Source organism: Variovorax nivicola (genome assembly GCF_051216475.1).
GTDB lineage: Bacteria > Pseudomonadota > Gammaproteobacteria > Burkholderiales > Burkholderiaceae_C > Variovorax.
The window spans coordinates 306,607-326,561 of the sequence record NZ_JBPJZK010000002.1; the positions used below are offsets into that span (position 1 = coordinate 306,607).

Annotated in this window: 19 protein-coding genes and 1 tRNA gene; 4 read left to right on the forward strand and 16 right to left on the reverse strand. The window is 66.4% G+C overall.

The features are described 5' to 3' along the window. Positions 1-207: 207 nt before the first annotated feature. The 5 genes from ACSFBF_RS09995 to ACSFBF_RS10015 form a co-directional block, all read right to left on the reverse strand. Entirely contained in the window at positions 208-1,701 is a 1,494-nt protein-coding gene (locus ACSFBF_RS09995) for an ABC transporter substrate-binding protein (RefSeq protein WP_435466457.1), read from the reverse strand. A gap of 112 nt (positions 1,702-1,813) precedes the next feature. After that, positions 1,814-2,641, reverse strand: coding sequence for an ATP-binding cassette domain-containing protein (locus tag ACSFBF_RS10000; protein WP_435466459.1), 828 nt, complete (start codon positions 2,639-2,641; stop codon positions 1,814-1,816). Next, positions 2,638-3,627 carry an ABC transporter ATP-binding protein gene (locus ACSFBF_RS10005; protein ID WP_435466461.1) on the reverse strand — a complete coding sequence of 330 codons (990 nt, stop codon included), beginning with the start codon at positions 3,625-3,627 and terminating at the stop codon, positions 2,638-2,640. The genes ACSFBF_RS10000 and ACSFBF_RS10005 overlap by 4 nt, the downstream gene beginning before the upstream one ends. Before the next feature lie 5 nt (positions 3,628-3,632). Continuing rightward, the gene (locus tag ACSFBF_RS10010) at positions 3,633-4,508 is read right to left on the reverse strand and encodes an ABC transporter permease (protein ID WP_435466463.1); all 876 of its coding nucleotides are present in this window, start codon (positions 4,506-4,508) and stop codon (positions 3,633-3,635) included. Beyond that, positions 4,505-5,455 carry an ABC transporter permease gene (locus ACSFBF_RS10015; protein ID WP_435466465.1) on the reverse strand — a complete coding sequence of 317 codons (951 nt, stop codon included), beginning with the start codon at positions 5,453-5,455 and terminating at the stop codon, positions 4,505-4,507. The genes ACSFBF_RS10010 and ACSFBF_RS10015 overlap by 4 nt, the downstream gene beginning before the upstream one ends. Before the next feature lie 103 nt (positions 5,456-5,558). Here ACSFBF_RS10015 and ACSFBF_RS10020 point away from each other — a divergent pair, with 103 nt between their 5' ends. Beyond that, positions 5,559-5,834: a YfhL family 4Fe-4S dicluster ferredoxin gene (locus ACSFBF_RS10020; RefSeq protein ID WP_093059717.1), complete on the forward strand. Its 276-nt coding sequence runs from the start codon at positions 5,559-5,561 to the stop codon at positions 5,832-5,834. Here the strand turns inward: ACSFBF_RS10020 and ACSFBF_RS10025 are convergent. From ACSFBF_RS10025 to ACSFBF_RS10060, 8 genes are all read right to left on the reverse strand, one after another. Continuing rightward, complete coding sequence (locus tag ACSFBF_RS10025) at positions 5,831-6,250, reverse strand: hypothetical protein (RefSeq protein ID WP_435466468.1); 420 nt, start codon at positions 6,248-6,250, stop codon at positions 5,831-5,833. The genes ACSFBF_RS10020 and ACSFBF_RS10025 overlap by 4 nt on opposite strands. Positions 6,251-6,373: 123 nt before the next feature. Continuing rightward, positions 6,374-7,006: an aminoacyl-tRNA hydrolase gene (gene pth / locus ACSFBF_RS10030; protein ID WP_093059713.1), complete on the reverse strand. Its 633-nt coding sequence runs from the start codon at positions 7,004-7,006 to the stop codon at positions 6,374-6,376. Positions 7,007-7,087: 81 nt separating this feature from the next. After that, positions 7,088-7,774 carry a 50S ribosomal protein L25/general stress protein Ctc gene (locus ACSFBF_RS10035; protein ID WP_435466470.1) on the reverse strand — a complete coding sequence of 229 codons (687 nt, stop codon included), beginning with the start codon at positions 7,772-7,774 and terminating at the stop codon, positions 7,088-7,090. 95 nt (positions 7,775-7,869) lie between these two features. Next, positions 7,870-8,844, reverse strand: coding sequence for a ribose-phosphate pyrophosphokinase (locus ACSFBF_RS10040; protein ID WP_081269883.1), 975 nt, complete (start codon positions 8,842-8,844; stop codon positions 7,870-7,872). Between the two features lie 140 nt (positions 8,845-8,984). Continuing rightward, positions 8,985-9,061: transfer RNA gene (locus tag ACSFBF_RS10045), tRNA-Gln, on the reverse strand. A gap of 70 nt (positions 9,062-9,131) precedes the next feature. Beyond that, positions 9,132-10,013 carry a 4-(cytidine 5'-diphospho)-2-C-methyl-D-erythritol kinase gene (gene ispE, locus ACSFBF_RS10050; RefSeq protein ID WP_435466472.1) on the reverse strand — a complete coding sequence of 294 codons (882 nt, stop codon included), beginning with the start codon at positions 10,011-10,013 and terminating at the stop codon, positions 9,132-9,134. Continuing rightward, positions 10,010-10,543, reverse strand: coding sequence for a lipoprotein insertase outer membrane protein LolB (locus ACSFBF_RS10055; protein ID WP_435466474.1), 534 nt, complete (start codon positions 10,541-10,543; stop codon positions 10,010-10,012). Before ACSFBF_RS10055 ends, ispE begins: the two co-directional genes overlap by 4 nt. A 1-nt stretch (position 10,544) precedes the next feature. Further along, the gene (locus tag ACSFBF_RS10060) at positions 10,545-12,410 is read right to left on the reverse strand and encodes a tetratricopeptide repeat protein (RefSeq protein WP_435466476.1); all 1,866 of its coding nucleotides are present in this window, start codon (positions 12,408-12,410) and stop codon (positions 10,545-10,547) included. An 80-nt stretch (positions 12,411-12,490) separates the two neighbouring features. On the opposite strand from ACSFBF_RS10060, the gene mutM reads away from it, so the two are divergent. The 3 genes from mutM (at position 12,491) to mutY (ending at position 16,449) form a co-directional block, all read left to right on the forward strand. After that, positions 12,491-13,303, forward strand: coding sequence for a bifunctional DNA-formamidopyrimidine glycosylase/DNA-(apurinic or apyrimidinic site) lyase (gene mutM, locus ACSFBF_RS10065; protein ID WP_435466478.1), 813 nt, complete (start codon positions 12,491-12,493; stop codon positions 13,301-13,303). Positions 13,304-13,415: 112 nt separating this feature from the next. Continuing rightward, positions 13,416-15,377, forward strand: a complete 1,962-nt coding sequence (locus ACSFBF_RS10070) for a dynamin family protein (protein WP_435466480.1) — start codon at positions 13,416-13,418, stop codon at positions 15,375-15,377. 37 nt (positions 15,378-15,414) lie between these two features. Next, on the forward strand, positions 15,415-16,449 hold the full coding sequence (gene mutY, locus ACSFBF_RS10075) for an A/G-specific adenine glycosylase (protein ID WP_435466482.1): 1,035 nt from the start codon (positions 15,415-15,417) through the stop codon (positions 16,447-16,449). Positions 16,450-16,476: 27 nt separating this feature from the next. Here the strand turns inward: mutY and rapZ are convergent, their stop codons facing one another. Genes rapZ through ACSFBF_RS10090 form a run of 3 tightly spaced genes read right to left on the reverse strand, consistent with a single transcriptional unit; the run spans position 16,477 to position 19,947 of the window. Next, on the reverse strand, positions 16,477-17,355 hold the full coding sequence (gene rapZ / locus ACSFBF_RS10080) for an RNase adapter RapZ (protein WP_435466484.1): 879 nt from the start codon (positions 17,353-17,355) through the stop codon (positions 16,477-16,479). Continuing rightward, a complete protein-coding gene (gene recN, locus ACSFBF_RS10085) occupies positions 17,352-19,034 on the reverse strand; it encodes a DNA repair protein RecN (protein WP_435466486.1) in 1,683 nt (560 codons plus the stop codon). Before recN ends, rapZ begins: the two co-directional genes overlap by 4 nt. A 1-nt stretch (position 19,035) precedes the next feature. Further along, entirely contained in the window at positions 19,036-19,947 is a 912-nt protein-coding gene (locus tag ACSFBF_RS10090) for an NAD kinase (RefSeq protein ID WP_435466488.1), read from the reverse strand. Positions 19,948-19,955: the final 8 nt, after the last annotated feature.

Consider the following 19,955-nt stretch of genomic DNA (forward strand, 5'->3'; position numbering starts at 1 on the left):
AACAAGCCAGGTTCGAATGACGACTGCTCCGGCGTGCGCCATGCCCCGAAGGGAGGCGCGACGCCGCGAAAGACACGACACGCAGCACGAAAGATGCCACGTGCGCAGCCGGTCATTCTCTCGCAGCGGGCGAGCCGGCGCGCGGCCCGTGGGGCGGTTTTTCCTCGGGACGTTCCCGTAGAGTCCCGCAATGAGGGGGCGCCCAGATCAGCCCCAGGACAGGGCCGCGATGTCGTTCACGAAGATCGGCGCGTCCTTCCACAGCCCGCGCAGGTTGCGCGCCGCCACGGTAATGAACTGCGGCTGGAACAGGAAGACATTGGCCGCGTCTTCCGCCAGCAGCCGCTGCGCGTCGCCCAGGTAGCGCAGGCGGTCGGCGGCGCGCGCGGCGTTGCGCGCCTTGTCGAAGACCTCGTTGAACTTGGCCGATTGGTAGCCCCAGTAGTACTCGGGCTTGGTGTAGTTCACGAGGTCGAAGGGCTCGACGTGCAGGATCAGCGAGAGGTCGTAGTTCTTGTTGCCGTAGGTGCCGCTGATCCATTGCGCCCATTCGACGTTCTGGATCTTCGCGACGATGCCCACCTTGGCGAGCTGCGCGGCGATCAGCTCGCCGCCCTGGCGCGCATAGGGCGGGGGCGGCAGCACCAGCTCGAGTTCGAGTGGTGTCTTCACGCCGGCCTCGGCCAGCAGCTGCTTGGCCTTTTCGACGTTGTAGGGGTTGATGCCGGTAGTGTCGACGTAGCCCGGCGCGCCCGGCACGTAGTGGCTGCCGATGGGAATGCCCCGGCCGTCGACTGCGGCTTCGATCACCGCCTTGCGGTCGATGGCCGCGGAAATCGCGCGGCGCACGCGTACGTCGTCCAGCGGCTTGCGCTTGTTGTTGATGGCGAGGATGGTCTTGCCGCGCGAGGCGTTGAAGACGATCTGGAAGCGCTTGTCGTTCTGGAACTGCGGCAGGCTGCGCGACACCGAGGCGTGCGGAAACAGGTCGATGTCGCCCGAGAGCAGTGCGGTGGTCTGCGCGGCCGGCTCGGAGATGAAGCGGAAGCTGGTCTTGCGGATCTGCACCGCGTCGGCGTTGCGCCAGCCGTCCCACTTGGCGAGCACGATGCTCGAGCCCTTGGACCAGCCGTCGAGCCGGTAAGGGCCGGTGCCGACCGGCTTGGTGGCATTGGTCTCTACGGTCTTGGGCTCGACCTGGATTGCCGAGGCCTGGCCCAGCAGGAACAGCAGATCAGGCTCGATCTCCTTCGTGATGAGCACCACCGTGTGTTCGTCGACCACCTGCGTCGCGATGTTGGTGAAGGTGCGCTTGTCCTTGTTGGTGCTGTTGGCCGCGGCCGCTCGGTCGAACGAGAACTTGACGCTCTGCGCATTGAACGGCTCGCCGTTCTGGAACTTCACGCCGCGCTTGAGCTTGAAGGTGACGGTCTTCAGGTCGGGCGACACCTCCCAGCTGTCGGCCAGCAGCGACGTGACGCTGCCGTCGGAGTTGATCTTGGTGAGGGTTTCGAAGACGGTGTAGAGCACCACCTCGGCGATCTCGGCGCCGGCCTTGGCCGTGGGGTCGAGGCCCGTGGGCTCCAGCGTGAGGCCGATGACCAGCGCATCCTTCTTTTTCTGTGCCAGGGCGAGAGTCGGCAGGGCCAGCGGTGTCAGGGCTGCAGCGCCGGTGGCGAGCAGGGTGCGTCGTTTGAGCATGAAGCGGTGTCCTCGGAACAGGGGGGCAAGCATCATCCGCGAGAGCAGGGCGCCAGCGCAACCAGATGCTTATGACCCACTCATCCTAGAGGCGGCGGGCGACGCTTCGGTGTCAGGCCGGCAGCAGCGTGCCGCCCGTGGGCGTGCGCGGCACCGCATCGAGCAGCGTGCGCGTGTATTCGTGCTGCGCGTGATGGAAGAGCTCGGCGGGTGGACCCTGCTCGACGATCTTGCCTTTCCACACCACGCAGACCTCGTCGCACAGGTGGTTGACTACAGCGAGGTCGTGGCTGATGAGTAGGTAGCTGATGCCGAACTGCTGCTGCAGGTCCTGCATGAGGTTGAGTACCTGGGCCTGCACGGACACGTCGAGTGCACTCACCGGTTCGTCGGCGACGATGAGCTTGGGGCGCGTGATGAGCGCGCGTGCAATGGCGATGCGCTGACGCTGGCCGCCCGAGAACTCGTGCGGGTATTTGTCCATGTCTGTTGTGCGCAGGCCGACTGCTGCCAATGCTTCGGAGGCGCGTTCGCGTTGCACCGCGCGGCTGGTCTCGGCCAGCGCTTCGAGCGGCTCGGCGACGATGCGTGCGACGGTCTGGCGTGGGTCGAGCGAGCCGTACGGGTCTTGGAACACCATCTGGAAGTCGCGCCGCGCGGTGCGCAGCTCGGCCTTCGGCAGCGCATGCAGATTCCGGCCTTCGAGCGAGACGGTACCCGAGGTGGGCGTGTCCAGCGCCATCACGAGGCGCGCGATGGTCGACTTGCCCGAGCCCGATTCGCCGACGATGCCCACGCTCTTGCCGGCCTGCACCTCGAAGCTCACGCCGTTGAGCGCCTTCACGGTGGGCGGCGGGCCGAAGAGCTTTTCGCGCGGCAGCGCGTAGTGGCGCACGAGATCGGTGACCTGCAGCAGCGGTGAAGTGGTGGCCGTGCTCATGGTGCGATGGCCTCTTCCGTGGCGATCTCTTCGAGCCGGATGCAACGCACCGCATGGTCCTGCGGCAGCATCGTCGCTGGCGGCCGGGTGGTCTTGCAGGCATCGATGGTGTAGCTGCATCGGCCCGCGAATGGGCAGCCCTTCGGCAGGTCGACCAGCTCGGGCACGCTGCCCTTGATGGTGGCCAGCCGCAGGCCGCGCGGCGCGCCGATGGCGGGGCGCGCTGCGAACAGGCCCTGCGTGTAGGGATGGGCGCGGCGCGCGAACACGGCCTCGGTCGGGCCGCTCTCGACCACGCTGCCGCCGTACATCACGAGCATCTTCGAGACCGTCTGCGCGATCACGCCGAGGTCGTGCGAGATCAGGATCAGCGCCATGCCGCGCTCGGCCACGAGGCTCTGGATCAATTCGAGGATCTGTTTCTGGATGGTGACGTCGAGCGCCGTCGTCGGTTCGTCGGCAATCAGCAGGTCAGGGCCGCAGGCCAGCGCCATCGCGATGCCGATGCGCTGGCGTTGGCCGCCGGAGAACTGGTGCGGATAGGCGTCCAGGCGCGAAGCCGCGTCGGGAATGCCCACGCGGTCGAGCAGCGCGAGCACTTCCTTGCGCGCGTCGGCCTTCGAGAGACCGCGGTGCAGCCGCAGCGGTTCTCCGACTTGGCGCGCGATGGTGTGCACCGGGTTCAGTGCCGTCATCGGCTCCTGGAAGATCATGCCGATGCGGTTGCCGCGAATCTGGCACATGGCTTTTTCGTCGCGGCCGATGAGCTCGGTGTCGTCGAACCGGATGCTGCCTGTGACCTTCGCGGTCGAGGGCAGGAGGCCCATCAGCGACATCACGGTGATCGACTTGCCGCAGCCCGATTCACCGACGATGCCCAGCGTTTCGCCGCGCTCCAGCGTGAAGCCGATGCCGCGCACGGCTTCGGCGGGGCCGCGCTGCGTCTGCAGTTCGATGTGCAGGTCTTTGACTTCGAGCAGGGGCATCTTGCTTACCTTGCCCGTGCCAGTCGTGGATCGAGCAGGTCGCGCAACCCGTCGCCGAGCAGGTTCAAGCCGAGCACCGCGAGCGCGATGGCCATGCCGGGGAACACCGCGAGCAGCGGCGACTGGAACATCATCGTCTGCGCTTCGCTGAGCATGCGGCCCCACGAGGGTTGCGGCGGCTGCGTGCCAAGGCCCAGGTAGGAGAGGGCGGCCTCGGCCAGGATGGCGATGGCGAAGCGGATCGTGATCTGCACGATCAGCACGGCCGAGATGTTGGGCAGCACGTGCTGCATCGTGATCGCGAACGGGCCCTTGCCGCAGGCGCGCGCTGCGGCCACGTACTCACGCGACCAGATCGCGTTGGCCGAGGCGCGCGTGATGCGCGCGAAGGTCGGGACGTTGTAGATGCCGATCGCGATGATCGCGTTGACGATGCCCGCGCCGAACACGGCGGTCATCATGATGGCCGAGAGGATCGCGGGGAAGGCGAGCGAGAAGTCGGTGAGCCGCATGATGGCTTCTTCGACCCAGCCGCGCTTCGCAGCCGCCAGCAGGCCCAGCGCGGTGCCCACCACGAGGCCGATGCCGACGGCGATCACGCCGACGAGGATCGACGCGCGCGCGCCGACCAGCAGCAGCGAGGCGACGTCGCGCCCGTAGGTGTCGGTGCCCAACCAGTGCGCGCCTGTCGGCGGCTTGAGCTTGTTGGCCATGTCCATGTCGTAGGGCGACCAGGGCGTCCAGACCAGCGAAACGGCGGCGGCGAGCAGCAGGAGCAGCGTCAGCGCGCCGCCCAGCACGAAGCTGCGGTGATGCAATGCGCGGCGCCAGAAGCCCGGCACCTTGAGCGCCGCAGCGCTCGGAGCTGTGATCGCGTTCATATGTCGCTGGCCTTGATGCGCGGATCGATCACGGCATACAGCACGTCGACCACGAAATTCACGATGACCACCATGGCCGCCAGCAGCATCACGCAGTTGCGCACCACGATCAGGTCGCGGTTGCTGATGGCCTGGAAGATCAGCCGGCCCAGGCCCGGCAGGTAGAACACGTTCTCTACCACGATGGTGCCGGCCAGCAGTTCGGAGAACTGCATGCCCATCACAGTGATGACCGGGATCATTGCGTTGCGCAGCACGTGGGTCCACAGCACGGCGCGCTGCGAGACGCCCTTGGCGCGCGCGGTGCGCACGAAGTCTTCGCGCATCACTTCGAGCACCGCCGAGCGGGTGATGCGCGCGAGGATCGCGGCCTGCACTACGGCAAGAGAAAGAGCAGGCAACAACAGCGACTTGATGCCCGCGAAGATGCCTTCGCTCCAGCCCTCGAAGCCGCCTGCAGAGAACCACTGCAGCTGCACCGAGAACACGAGGATCAGCAGGATGGCGAACCAGAAATTCGGAATGGCAATGCCGACCTGGGCCATGCCCATCAGGCCGACGTCGCCGAGCTTGTTGTGGCGGGCCGCGGCCGTGACACCCACCAGCAGCGCAATCACGACGGTGAGGGCCATCGCCAGCATGGCGAGCGGCACGGTGAGCGCGAGGCGTTCGAGGATCAGGTCGAGCACCGGCGAGCTGTAGGCGTAGCTGTCGCCGAGGTTGCCGGTGAGCAGGCCGCCGATCCAGTGCCAGTAGCGTGTCCATGCGGGCTGGTCGAGGCCGAGCTTGGTGGCCAGCGCCGCGACGGCTTCGGGTGAGGCATCGGGGCCCATGAGCATCTGCGCGGCGTTGCCCGGCAGGATCTCGAGGACGAGGAAAACGATGACCGAGGCGCCGATCAACGTGCCGATCAGCGTGGCGAGGCGCTTGAATAGAAACAGACTCATGGGGCGGGGCGCAGCATAACTGACTCCTGCAACAAGTGTGCCTTGAATGTGGCCTTTGTCATTCACAGGCGGCTCGCCCGGCCGAGCCCGCGATAATCGGGGGATGGCCCTCATGATCACCGACGAATGCATCAACTGCGATGTCTGCGAGCCCGAGTGCCCGAACGATGCGATCTACATGGGCGCGGAGTTCTACGAGATCGATCCGCACAAGTGCACCGAGTGCGTCGGCCATTTCGATGAGCCGCAGTGCGTGCAGATCTGCCCGGTGGCCTGCATTCCCCTGAACCCCGAGCACGTGGAAAGCCGCGAGACGCTGATGCAGAAGTACCAGCGTCTCACGGCGATCAAGGTGACGGCTGCTTCGACTGGCGCTTAGTCGGCCGACTTTCGCTTCTTTTTCTTGCGTTCAGGCGCGTCGCCGGCTGCTGCCTTCGCGCTCTGGCCGCCGCTGAAGCTCATGCTGGACTTGCGCGGCTCGCTGGCCGCCTTGCGTGCGCGCTCCCGCTCCCTTTGCTCTGACATGGCGAGCCGTCTTTCCGTCAGGGCGGCGCTTCTTGCTTCGCGTGCGGCCCGCTGGTCGCGGTCATGGGCTGCTTTCTCCTGCGACAGCCGGGTGCGCTCCAGGCGGTCGGCGTGGGTTTGCGCGCTGCGTGTGCCGGCGTCGGCGGCCCGGCGGTCCTGGTCGCTGCGATGGTCGTCAACCTTCACCGTCTTGCCGCCTTCGCAGGGCTGGTCGGAATAGGTGTTGCCGCATCGCCAGGTTTTCGCGGCACTTTGGGCGGGCGCGCTCATGGAACAAGCGCATGCTGCTATTGAAAATATAGCAATTCCGATCTTCCCCGCTGTCGTTCTCTTTCTTCTCTTTTTCTTCTCGCTCATTTTTTATTTCTCTCCCTCCTGCACTCCGATGGCCGGCTAGGTGGCGGCAGGCGTGCCTCCGTCGCCGGGCTCCCTCCGCGGCGGTTTGGGCCGGGGCGGTTTGCTCGTGTGAATGACCAGGGTCGCCTTCTCCATCTCGCCCGCCACCAGCGCGGGGATCGCGTGCAGGGTGCGGGTGATGGCGTCCTCGATCGCTTCACGTTGTTCCTTCAGCGGCTTCTTGAGCACCCAGTTGACGACCTCCGACTTCACGCCGGGGTGTCCGATGCCCAGGCGCAGCCGCCAGTAGTCGCCGGTGCCTAGCTGCGCGTGGATGTCGCGCAGCCCGTTGTGGCCGGCATGGCTGCCGCCGAACTTGAGCTTGACCTGGCCCGGGACCACGTCGAGCTCATCGTGCGCCACGAGGATTTCCTCGGGCGCGATCTTGAAGAAGCGGGCGAGGGCGGCCACCGACTTGCCCGACAGGTTCATGAAGGTCTGCGGCTCCAGCAGCCAGATGCTCTGGCCGCCGATGTTGGCGCGTGCGGCAAGGCCGTGGTAGCTGCGCTCGGGCACGAGGTTGAGCTTCCATTCGCGCGCGAGGGCGTCGATCCACCAGAAGCCGGCGTTGTGCCGCGTGGCTTCGTACTCAGGGCCCGGGTTTCCGAGGCCGACAAACAGCTTGATCATGGTCGTGGATTATCCCGTCGCCAGAAAGCAGAAGGCCCGCACGGGGCGGGCCTTCTGCAGCAACGAATGCGAAGAAGCGAATTACTTCTTGGCAGGCGTCTTGGCGGCGGGGGTCTTGGCTGCAGGAGCAGCCTTGCCACCCTTGCCGGCCGGCGCTGCTGCGGCGGCTGCATCGGCAGCGCCTTCAGCGGGAGCGTCGACTTCTTCAGCCGCCGGCGACACGGCCGAAGCCAGCACCGGGTTGACCTTGCCGTGGCTGACCCACTTCACGCCCTTGGGCAGCTTGATGTCCTTCAGCGTGACGGTGCCGTTCTTCTTCAGGCCCGACAGGTCGACTTCGATGAACTCCGGCAGGTCGGTCGGCAGGCAGTTCAGTTCGAGTTCGGTCGTCACGTGATTGACCAGGTTCAGGTCGATCTTGACGGCTTCGGATTCTTCTTCACCCTTGAAGTGCAGCGGCACCTTCAGGGTCATGCGGGTCTTGGCATCGACGCGCTGGAAGTCGATGTGTTGCACCAACTGGCGGAACGGGTGGTATTGCACGTCGCGCAGCAGAACCTTGCTGACGTTGCCGGCCAGTTCCATTTCGAGCACGCTCGAATGGAAGGCTTCCTTCTTCAGGGCGTGCCACAGCGCGTTGTGATCGATTTCGATCAGTTGCGGCTGGGTGTCGCCACCGTAGACGATGCCGGGGGTCTTGCCCGAGATGCGGAGACGGCGGCTCGCACCCGTGCCCTGCTTTGCGCGCTCAAAAGCGACGAATTTCATAATTAACTCCTGTGAGAGTCCACCGCGACCAGTGAGACTCCGGTTCAACAAGGGCTCCAGTCCCGAGAGGGAGCGGAGCCCGCTTTTTGCTCAGATCAGAACAGGTTGTCCTGGTCCGAGAACAAACTCATCACCGACTCGCCCTTGGCAATGCGCTGGATCGTTTCGGCGATCAGCGGTGCCACGGAGAGCTGGCGGATCTTTCCGCAGGCATTGGCGCCGTCGGAAAGGGGAATGGTGTTGGTCACGACCACTTCGTCGAGGGCCGAGCCCTGCGTGATGCGCTCGATGGCCGGACCCGAGAAGATCGGGTGCGTGCAGTAGGCGTAGACGCTCTTGGCGCCGCGCTCTTTCAGCACTTCGGCTGCTTTGACCAGCGTGCCGGCCGTGTCGATCATGTCGTCCATGATCACGCAGTTGCGGCCGTCGATCTCGCCGATGACGTTCATGACTTCGCTGACGTTGGCCTTCGGACGGCGCTTGTCGATGATGGCGAGGTCGCAGTTCAGCTGCTTGGCCAGCGCACGGGCGCGAACCACGCCGCCGACGTCGGGTGAGACCACGATCAGGTCTTCGTAGTTCTTCGCACGCAGGTCGCCCAGCAGCACCGGCGAGGCGTAGATGTTGTCGACGGGGATGTCGAAGAAGCCCTGGATCTGGTCGGCGTGCAGGTCCATCGTGAGCACGCGCTCGACACCGACGGTTTCCAGCAGGTTGGCCACGACCTTGGCCGAGATCGGCACGCGGCTCGAACGCGGGCGGCGGTCCTGGCGGGCATAGCCGAAATAGGGAATCACGGCGCTGATGCGTTCGGCCGAAGCGCGCTTGAGCGCGTCGACCATGATCAGCAGTTCCATCAGGTTTTCGTTGGTCGGTGCGCAGGTCGACTGCACCACGAACACATCGCGCGCCCGGACGTTCTGGTTGATCTCGACGGTGACTTCACCATCGGAGAAGCGACCGACGCGAGCGGCGCCCAGCGAGGTGCCGAGGTTGTGCGCGATTTCTGCAGCAAGGCCCGGATTGGCGTTGCCGGTGAAAACCATGAAATCAGGGTGATTAGCCTGCATGAGCGCGTCCCGGCAGTGCAAATTGGCTTAGGAAGCCGCCAAAAGGTTTGTGATGCGTGGCGGCCGGTGAGCCGCCGATTATTGCAGCGGGTGGGCTGCAAAAGAAGACTGCGGCCGTTGGGCCGCAGTCGTTGAAGATTTGGCAGGGGAGAAAGGATTCGAACCTTTGCATGCTGGAATCAAAATCCAGTGCCTTAACCAGCTTGGCGACTCCCCTACACGGGTCGATGGTTTTCACCACCAACCGATATATGTCGCATCGAACCGAATGAACGGTCCGATTATCTTCAGGTTGCCCATCCCAAGAGCGGATGGACTTCCAGGTTGCTGCATTGACGAACCTGCCAGCCTTCGGGGGCTTCGAGCAGTTCCGCTTCCTGCGGCGCTTGCAGCATCTTCGCGAACACCGAACTTCCGGAGCCGGTCATCCGGGCCTTCAACCCCTGGGCGCCGAGCCATTCGATGGCGTCGGTGACGGCGGGGCAAAGTCGCTGGGCAACCGGCTGCAGGTCGTTGTGGCCGAAGTCGAAAACCGGGTTTCCCAGGTTCGTTACTTCGAGCGATTCGCTATCTGCAGCAAAGCCCGAGATTATAGCAGCAGGTGTGGCGCGTTGAAGATCTGAAGCCGAAAAAATTAATCGGGTATCGAGTCCCTCGGGTGGTTTGACCACCGCGAAACGCGCCGACGGCAGTGTAACCGGTGTGATTTCCTCGCCGATGCCCTCGACCCACGCGTTGCGGCCACCGAGGAAGAAGGGTACGTCGGCGCCCAGCTTCAGGCCGATGTGAGCCAGCCGCAACAGGGGCAGGTTCAGCCCCCACAGGCGGTTCAGCGCGAGCAGGCAGGTGGCGGCATCCGAAGAGCCACCGCCCATGCCCGCCTGTGCCGGCACATGCTTGGCCACGCCGATGTGCGCGCCCTGGCCGGGCGCCGCAAATGCCTGCAGGGCGCGCGCCGCGCGCAGGATCAGGTCGTCCGTGGGCAGCTCGGTTGTCAGGTCCTCGCGGCTCAGTTGGCCATCGCGCCGCAGTTCGACATGCAGCGTGTCGCACCAGTCGATCAGCATGAAGACCGACTGCAGCAGGTGGTAGCCGTCGTCGCGCCGACCGGTGATGTGGAGGAAGAGGTTGAGCTTGGCCGGCGCGGAGAGGTCGTAGATCGCCTTCATGACCGTTCGAACACGATGCGCAGATCGGCCCGGGGGCTCGGCGATTCGCGCACGGCCTGAAGCCGTCCGTTGCCGAGCTGCGCAAGATCGGGCTTCCAGCCAGGAACGGGGTCGTTGCGGCCCGCGAGCCAGCCGAACAGCGCGCCGACCGGAATTGCAGCGCCAGTGGCGGCCTCGATCAGTTCGTCGACGGAGTCGAAGCGGCGTGTCTTGCTGCCGTCTTTCAGCAGGGCCTCGCCTGGCGCCCAGTGCAGTTGCGCCAGCGTGCTGCCGATGGGTGTCGTGAGTGTGAGGTCGCCCGCGTCGGCGGAGCCGCGCAGCTCGAACAGCGCAGCGAAGGTCTGCACCGGTTCGCTCTCGATGCGCAGCGACATCCGGCCGCTCCAGCTGTCCGAGGTCTTCGGCGTGGAAGAGCCGCCAGACAGCTGTGCGCAACCCGTCATCAGGAGAAAGGCCGCTCCGCCCGCAGCCAGAAGAGCGCGGCGGCCGTGGCCGGCCTGCGTTGGCGCGAATGCCCCAGCGTGAGCCATGCTACGGCTTCACTCGCAGGCGTTTCAGCGTTTCCTGCAGCGTCTCGTTCTCGGCGTCGCTCAGCAGGGCTTCCTTCCAGATCGTGACCGCACGGTCTTTCTGGCCGGTGCTCCACAGGACTTCGCCGAAATGCGCGCCGATCTCGGGATCGGGCCGCGTCTTGTAGGCCGCTTCGAGGATGCGGATCGCCTCGGCCGTGTTGCCGAGCCGGAACTCGACCCAGCCCAGGCTGTCGGCAATGAACGGATCTTCCGGCGCCAGCTGCACAGCCTTCTGGATCAGCGTGCGTGCCTCGTCGAGCCGGATCTTGCGATCGGCGAACGAATAGCCCAGCGCGTTGTATGCATTCTGGCTCTCGGGCTTGAGCTGGATGAGCCGGCGCAGCAGGCGCTCCATGTCGTCGAGGCGGTTGAGCTTCTCGGCGACCATGGCCTGGTCATAGACGAGGTCGCCGTCGTCCGGCGCCGCCGCCGAGGCCTGGGCGAGCATGTCGTAGGCCGCCTGGTACTGCTTCGCATCGCGCAGCAGCTGCACTTCGGCGAGGAATTTCTGCTTCTTGTCGTCGGGTGTGCGCTCGGGCAGGCCGCGGATGATTTCGCGCGCCTGGGGCAGCTTGCCCTGGCGGGCCAGCAAGGCTGCGCGGCGGGTCTGGGCGGCCACCAGTTCGTCGGGGCCGTCGACACGCGCGAGCCATCGCTCGGCCGCCGTGAAGTCCTTGCGCCGTTCCGCCAGTTGCGACAGCGCGAAGTACGCCTGCGACACACCGCGCTTGCGGTCGGCGGCGTCATTGGCATCGCCATCGGCGTCCTTGTTGGCGCTGCGGCTGCCCGACAGTTCGATGAATCGCTTGATCGAAGTCTCGGCCGCGGCGTCCTGTTTGGCCTGCATCTGGAGGCTGCCGAGCAACAGCCATGGCTCAGCCAGCTCGGGCCGCGACGTGGTCACTGCCTGGAGTTGCGTGGTGGCATCGGTGAAGCGCCGGTCCTCGACGAGCGCGCGGGCGTAGGCAATGCGCAGGTCGGGCGTGGCCTTCGGGTTGTTGTTCAGGTAGCGAGTGACGATCGGCTCGGCGAGCGGCTGGCCGGGGTCGATCATTTCGAGTGCCAGTGCAGCGGGCGCATCGGAACTCGGGTCGATTTCCTGGCCCTTGCGCGCGGCTTCCAGGGCGCCGGAAGCATCGCCTGCGTTCAGGCGCAACCGGCCGACGGTGGCCCAGGCCATTCCGCCACTGGTCGGGCTCTTCAGTTCGTCGGCCAGGGCCTGCTCGACCACCGAGGCGGCCAGCTTCTTGTCGGCGGCGCGCGAGTAGTTGCGTGCGATCACGGCCATCAGCAGCGGGCGTTCGATCTGCGACGTGGCCGCCACTTCGGCACGCAGCGGCTCGACGGTTTCGCTGATGCGGTTCAGCGCGATCAGGATCTGCAGCTCGATGCGGCGTGCGTCGCGCGAAGTCGGCAGGGCCTCTTGCCAGGCCCGTGCCGCGGCAAGGGCCGCATCGCCGGAACGCGATTGCAGGGCGATCTCGACCGCACGCTGGAACAGCTTGCCGTCGCGCAGCCGACGAGCGGCATCGAGCACCAGCGCGTAGCCGGAGCCGGGGTCGCCGGAGCGGGCGGTCATTTCGCCCATCAGGATTTCGTAGAACAGGTCGGCCGTCAGCGCGGAGGGCTGCGGCGCGGGCTCGCTGGCGGCCTTGGCCGTGATGGGCTTGGGCCTTGTCGAGGGCTTCGGCTGTGCCGATTGTTCGATGGTCAGCGCAGGGCCGTTGGGGGTTGCAGGAGCGGAAGATTGCGCGTGAACGGCACAAGCCAGCAAGGCGAGAGACGCGGCCGCCGCAAGGCGGTGTCGGCGGGGCGAAAGATTCATCCGACCATAATAATCCAGGCGTTTGAACGAATATTGCGTGGGGCTTAGTCAACGCCGCATTTGCCGGAGATTTACTTTTCATGCCTGAGCTACCCGAAGTCGAAGTCACCCGCCGCGGCTTTGCCGACCGCATCGCGGGCGCGCGTGTCGACGCGGTGCGCATCGGCAAGCCACTGAGATGGGCGCTGATGGTGCTGCCCGAGGCGCTGGTCGGGCGGCAGGTGCGCGAGGTTCGGCGGCGCGGCAAGTACCTGCTGATCGATCTCGACCGCGGCATCCTGTTGCTGCACCTGGGCATGTCGGGCAGCCTGCGTTTCGACGCGGCACTGCCGCCGCCCGGGCCGCACGACCATTTCGATTTGGTCACCAATCGGGGCACGCTGCGGCTCAACGACCCGCGCCGCTTCGGCGCCGTGGTCTACGTGGAGGACGAGGCAGCCCCATGGGCCATCAAGCTGCTTGGCGGCCTGGGCATGGAGCCGCTGGGCGATGCCTTTGACCTCGACGCCTTCCATGCCGGCCTGAAGAAGCGCAAGAGTGCCGTCAAGCAGGTGCTGCTGGCGGGTGACGTGGTGGTGGGTGTGGGCAACATCTACGCGTCGGAGGCGCTGTTCCAGGCGGGCATCCGGCCGACGCTGTCGGCGGCGCGCATCAGCCGTCCGCGGGCGGCCAAGCTTCACGCAGCCGTGCGCGAAATCCTGGCCCGGGCGGTGGAGAAGGGCGGCAGCACGCTACGAGATTTCTCCAATGTGGACGGACAGAATGGCTATTTCCAGCTCGAAGCGACCGTTTATGGCCGTGCTGGCGAACCCTGTCGGGTTTGTGCAACGCCGATCCGGCAGCTGCGCCAAGGGCAGCGCTCCACCTACTATTGCCCCAATTGCCAGAAGTAGGCGCCGGATCCAGATGTCGGATTCAGACGTGGATCGCAGGAGAAACAATATGGAGACGTTGGTTGTTCGCCTCCCGATGCTATATTTGTAAATTGTTTCTTACATATTCCCCTTGAGCCGCTCCTTCAACCAACAACTCGATCAGCACGGTGCGTGGCGGAGCAATTTCGCCCACCGGCTGCAGTGGCTGTCCCGCTGGCTGACCGAGAACGAGCTGCTCGACCAGGCAGTGGCGGAGCGCCTGCGCGGGCTCGAAACGCAGATCCGCACCAGCAAGGTCATGGTCGCTTTCGTGGCCGAGTTCTCGCGCGGCAAGTCGGAGCTCATCAACGCGATCTTCTTCGCCGGCTACGGGCGGCGCATCATGCCCGCGAGCGCTGGCCGCACCACGATGTGCCCGACCGAGCTGGGCTACGACGCCGCGCTCGCGCCCAAGCTGCGCCTGCTGCCCATCGAAACCCGGCTGGAGCCGCATTCGCTCGCCCATTGGCGCGAAAAGCCCACGCGCTGGACCGAGATCGCCATTGACGTCGGCAACGCCGAGCATCTGGCGCAGGCCATGAGCAAGGTGGCCGAGGTGCGCTGGGTCGCCAAGGATGAAGCGCGCACGCTGGGCTTCTGGAACGACGACACCCCCGACGACAACCCGGTGCAGGATGCGGAAGGCCGCGTCGAAATCCCGCGCTGGCGCCATGCGGTGCTGAACATGCCGCACCCGCTGCTGGAGCAGGGGCTGGTGATTCTCGACACTCCTGGCCTGAACGCGATTGGCGCCGAGCCCGAACTCACGGTGAGCCTGATTCCGCAGGCGCATGCCGTGGTCTTCATCCTGGGCGCCGAAACCGGCGTGACGCGCTCTGACCTCTCGATCTGGCGCGAGCACCTGATCACCGAGGACGAAGGCAACGACACGCGCTTCGTGGTGCTCAACAAGATCGACACGATGTGGGACACGCTGAGCACGCCCGCGCACATCGAACAGCAGATCGAACGCCAGCGCGAAGGCGCGGCTCGCCTGCTCGAAGTGCCGCTGGCGCAGGTGTTGCCGGTGTCCGCGCAAAAGGGGCTGCAGGCCAAGATCCAGCACGACGGCCAGTTGCTGCAGGCCAGCCGCCTGCCGGCGCTCGAATCGTTGCTGGCCGAAGGCGTGCTCGGCAAGCGCGAAACCATGCTGCGGCTTGCGGTCGATGCGGGCATGACCGCACTGCGCGCCGAGGCCGAACGCATCCTGAAAGTGCGCCAGCGCGACTTGGCCGAGCAGGCGCTTGAACTGCAGGGGCTGCGCGGCAAGAACGTCTCGGTGATCCGCCACATGCGTGCGCGCATCGACCAGGAACATGCCGAGTTCGAAGGGAGCAACACGCGCATCCTGGCGCTGCGCTCGGTGCAGGGCAAGCTGCTGCGCGAGGTGTATGCCGTGCTCGGCCGCACCGCGCTGAAGGCCGACATGGTGCGGCTGTCGGCCGCGCTCAAGCGCCCGGGCGTCAAGTTCAATGTACGCAAGGTGTATGGCGAGACTTTCGACTCGCTGCGCAACAACCTGCGCGAGGTGCAGGCGACCACGGCCGAGATCCAGTCGATGCTGCATGCCACCTTCCGCCAGCTGAACGCCGAGCAGGGTTTCACCCTGCAGGCGCCGGCCGAGCCCGACCTGACGGGCTTCGAGCAGGAGCTTGGGCAGATCGAGCGCAGCCACATCCACTACCTGGGTGTGGGCAACCTGCTGAAGCTCGCGCAGGCCGATTTCTGCGACAAGCTGGTTCGCGCGCTGGCCAGCCGGCTGCGGCTCGTCAACGAGGCGGCCATGACCGAGGTCGAGCGCTGGAGCAAGGGCGCGAGTGCGCAGATCGATGCGCAGCTCAAGGAGCGCCGCCGCAACTTCAGCAAGCGCATCGAGGCGATCGAGCGCATCCAGAGCGCGGCGGGCAACCTCGACGAACGGTTGATCGAGCTGGCCGCGCAGGAAAGCAATCTTGCCGAGCTGCATGTGCAGCTGCGCGAATTCACTTCGCTGATCGCGCAGCACGGAAAGCCACAGGCCGTGGCCACTGTCGGCGAACTGCGTGCGGCCTGAAGCTTCCGCCTCCACGGCGGCTGCTGCGACCCTGCAATTGCCCCCGGATTTCGCTGCGCAGATCGTGAGCTGGCAGCGCAGCCACGGGCGCAGCCAGCTGCCGTGGCAGAACACCCGCGACCCGTACCGCGTGTGGCTGTCGGAGGTGATGCTCCAGCAGACGCAGGTGTCGACTGTGCTCGGCTACTTCGCGCGCTTTCTCGAACGCTTTCCCGATGTGAAGGCGCTGGCCGCCGGCACCGAGGACGAGGTGTTCGGGCTCTGGAGCGGCCTGGGCTACTACAGCCGCGCGCGCAACATGCATCGCTGCGCGCAAGAGGTCGTTGCGCGCTTCGGTGACGAGTTTCCGCGCACCGCCGCCGAACTCGTCACCTTGCCCGGCATCGGCCGATCGACCTCCGCGGCCATTGCGGCCTTCTGCTTCGGCGAGCGCGTGGCGATCCTCGACGGCAACGTGAAGCGCGTGCTGACGCGCGTACTCGGCTTTGCGGGCGACATGTCTTCGGCGGCGCAGGAGCGTGCGCTGTGGGATCTGGCGACGCAATTGCTGCCGCCGGCAGAGCAGAAAGAAGCCATTGCGCACTACACGCAAGGCGTGATGGACATGGGCGCCACGGTGTGCCTGCCGCGCAAGCCGAGCTGCATGATCTGCCCGGTCCACAAGACCTGCGCGGCCCTGCGGGAAGGCGCGCCGGAGCGCTATCCCGTCAAGACCCGCAAGCTCAAGCGCAGCGCCCAGTCGCTCTGGGTGCTGCTGGCGCGCGATGCACAAGGCCGTGTGTGGCTGGAGAAGCGACCGTCGAAGGGCATCTGGGCCGGCCTTTATTGCCTGCCCGTGTTCGACAGCCGCGAAGATCTTCTTGCCGCACTGCCGACGGCCGCGCGACGCGGCGTGCAGGACCTGCCGGCCTTCGTGCATGTGCTGACCCATAAGGACCTGCATCTGCACCCGGTGCAGCTTCAGGGCGGCCAGCCGCAAGGCGATGGCGCGCGCTGGGTCGAGGCCGAGGAGTGGGGCCGGCTGGGCCTGCCGGCGCCGATGCGCAAGCTGCTGGAAGGCAGCGAGGCTTAGTCAGCCGATTCTTAGTCGGCCGATCAGTCAGCTCGCGTCGAGCTCGCGGTGTCGCTTGAGCGCACCCCAGCGCGCACCGAACGAGCGCGCCAGCTGCTCGACCAGGAACACCGAACGGTGTTGCCCGCCCGTGCACCCGATGGCCACCGTCACATAGCTGCGATGGTCGCGCGCCAGCGCATCGAGCCAGTGCCCCAGGAACTGCTCGATGTCGTCGTACATGCGCGCCACGTCGTCGTGCTCGCGCAGCCACTCGATCACCGGCTCGTCGCGGCCCGTGAGCGGGCGCAGCGCGGGCACGTAGTGCGGGTTGGGCAGCATGCGCACGTCGAACACGTAGTCCGCATCGAGCGGCACGCCGCGCTTGAAGGCGAACGATTCGAATACCAGCGTCAACGCGCTCTGCGGCGCGGAGATCAGCGACTTGATGTAGCTCTGCAGCTGCGCCGGCCGGATCAGGCTGGTGTCGATCACGTCGGCGCCGTCGCGCAGGTCGGCCAGCAATTCGCGTTCGAGCTCGATGGCCTGCATCAGCACGCGGTGCTGCTCGGGCACGTCGGTGCGACCTTCCTGGCGCGAGAGCGGATGGCGGCGGCGGGTTTCCGAATAGCGGCGCAGCAGAGCGTCGGTGGTCGCGTCGAGGAACAGCGAACGAAGAGAGATCTCGCCGTCGCGCCGCAGTGCTTCGAGCTGCTGTGGAACGATCGGCAGCGAGACGCCGCTGCGCACGTCCATGGCAATGGCCACGCGCGGTGTCTGCTGCTCGTGCTGCAACGCGATGAACGACGTCAGCAGTTCAGGCGGCAGGTTGTCGACGCAGTAATAGCCCGCGTCTTCCAGCGCATGCAGGGCCACCGACTTGCCGGAGCCCGACATGCCCGTGATGAGCACGAGGTCGAGGTTCATGGCGCGGTCACCGAGGTCTTGTGGCCGAGCATTTCGCGTGCGTGTGCGAGCGAAGTCTGCGAGACCTTCTCGCCGCCCAGCATGCGAGCGATTTCCTTGGCGCGGTTGTCGTCGTCGAGGCGCGACACGCCGCTCTCGGTGCGCGGGCCGTCCTTGCCGGCCGCCGCCGTTTGGCGCTTGGCCACAACGAGGTGATGGTCGGCGCAGGCGGCCACCTGGGGCAGGTGGGTCACGGCGAGCACCTGGCGGTCGCGGCCGAGCTGCTTCATCAGGCGGCCGACGGTCTCGGCGACCGCGCCGCCGACACCGGCATCGACCTCGTCGAAGATCAGCGTCTGCGCCGCGCCGAGCTGGCTGGTGGTGACGGCGATGGCCAGCGCAATGCGCGACAGTTCGCCGCCCGAAGCCACCTTGCCGATAGCGCGCGGCGTGCTGCCGGTGTGGCCGGCCACGAGAAAGGCCACGTCTTCGAGGCCGGCGCGGCTGGGCTGCGCTAGCGGCTGCAGTTCGACATCGAAGCGTCCGCCCTGCATGCCAAGGCCCTGCATCGCATCGGTGACGGCCTGGGCGAGGCGGGGCGCGGCCTGCTTGCGGACCTTGCCGAGCGCCTTGGCTTCTTTCATGTAGGCCTGCTGCGCGTTCTGTTCTGCTCGCTCAAGGCCTTCGAGATCGCTTTGCGCATCGAGCGCCTGCAGCTCGGCCTGCCAGCCGGCGAGCAACGCTGGCAGTTCGGTGGGCGGGCGCTTGTAGCGGCGCGCGAGCGACATCCACAGGCCCATGCGCTCGTCCAGCTCGGCCAGGGTTTGCGGGTCGGTGTCGGCATCGCGCAGGTAGCCGTGCAGCGTGTGGGCCGCGTCGGAGGCCTGGGCTACGCATGAGGCGAGCACTTCTCCCAGCGCGCGGAACTCAGGCTCGATGTGCTCGCAGTTCTGCAGCAGCGTGAGCGCGCGCGTAAGCGCGGGGAGGGCACCGTTGTCGTCGTCTTCCAGAGCCTGGCTAGCGCCCTGGGCGGCATCGATCAGCGCTTGCGCATTGGAGATGCGCGAGTGGTTGGTCGACAGCTCTTCCCACTCGTCGACGCCCGGTGCGAGCTTGGCGACTTCGGAAATCTGCCATTGCAGCCGCTCGCGTTCGCGCTGCAGCGAGTCTTGTGCCGAGCGCGCGTGTTCGAGTGCGGAGAGCGCCTGCCGCCAGCTTTGCCACGCGGCAGCGAGCGCGTCGGTGCCCACGCCTGCATAGGCGTCGAGCAGGCCGCGCACCGCCTCGGGCCGCGTCAGGCTTTGCCAGGCGTGCTGTCCGTGGATGTCGAGCAGGCGGTCGCCGAGCTCGCGCAGCTGCGTGGCCGTGGCCGGGCTGCCGTTGATCCAGCCGCGGCTGCGGCCCTGCAGATCGACGGTACGGCGCAGCAGCAGCGCGTCGCCGGCTTCGAAGCCGCCTTCGTCGAGCCAGGTGTCCAGGGCTGGGTCGGCGTCGAATTCGGCGCTCACGTCGAGCCGCTCGGCGCCTTCGCGCACCGCGCCAGCGTCGGCGCGGTTGCCCAGCGCCAGTTGCAGCGCGTCGATCAAGATGGATTTGCCCGCGCCGGTTTCACCGGTCAATACCGTGAAGCCGCCGGACAGGTCGAGTTCGAGTGATCGCACGATCACGAAGTCGCGCAGTGCGATGCGTCGCAGCGCCATTTCAGGAGCCCCCTTCGTTCCAATGAAGTTTCTTGCGCAAGGTGTCGAAATAGCTCCAACCGCGCGGGTGCAGGAAGCGCACGCGGAAATCGGAGCGGCGCACTACAACGCGGTCGCCGATTGCGAGCGAGGCCAGGGACTGCATGTCGAAATTGGCGCTGGCGTCGCGTCCGCCCACCAGCTCGATCACGATCTCGTCGGCATCGGGCAGCAGCACGGGGCGATTCGACAGCGTGTGCGGTGCGATCGGCACCAGCACCCAGCCCGGCACCGCCGGATGCAGGAGCGGCCCGCCGGCCGAGAGAGCGTAGGCCGTCGAGCCTGTGGGCGTGGCGATGATCAGGCCGTCGGCGCGCTGGTTGGCCACGAAATGGCGGCCCACCGACACGCGCAGCTCGACCATGCCGGAGGTGGCGCCGCGGTTGACGACCACGTCGTTCATGGCGAGCGCGTCGAACACCGAGGCGCCGTCGCGCACGACTTGCGCATGCATCAGGCTGCGGTGGTCTTCCTCGTACTCGCCGGCCAGCATCGGGATCAGTGTGGCCTGGTAGTTGTCGAGTGGAATGTCGGTGATGAAGCCGAGCCGGCCGCGATTGATGCCGATCAGCGGGATGCCGTAGCTGGCGAGCTGCCGGCCGATGCCGAGCATGGTGCCGTCGCCGCCGACCACCAAGCCGAGGTCGCAGCGCTGGCCGATTTCCTCGACGCTGAGGGCTTCGTAGCGTGGATGGGCGGGGGCGCCGTCATCGTCTTCCTCGCAGGTCGAGCGCTCGACGAACACCGTGCAGCCTTGCGATTCGAGGAAGGTGCCAATGCCTTCCATGACGCCGTCGCGCGAGTCCGCCTGCGCCCGGGCGCCGGAAGCCTGGTATTTGCCGATCAGGGCGACGTGACGAAAGCGAGAGGTCATATCTCACA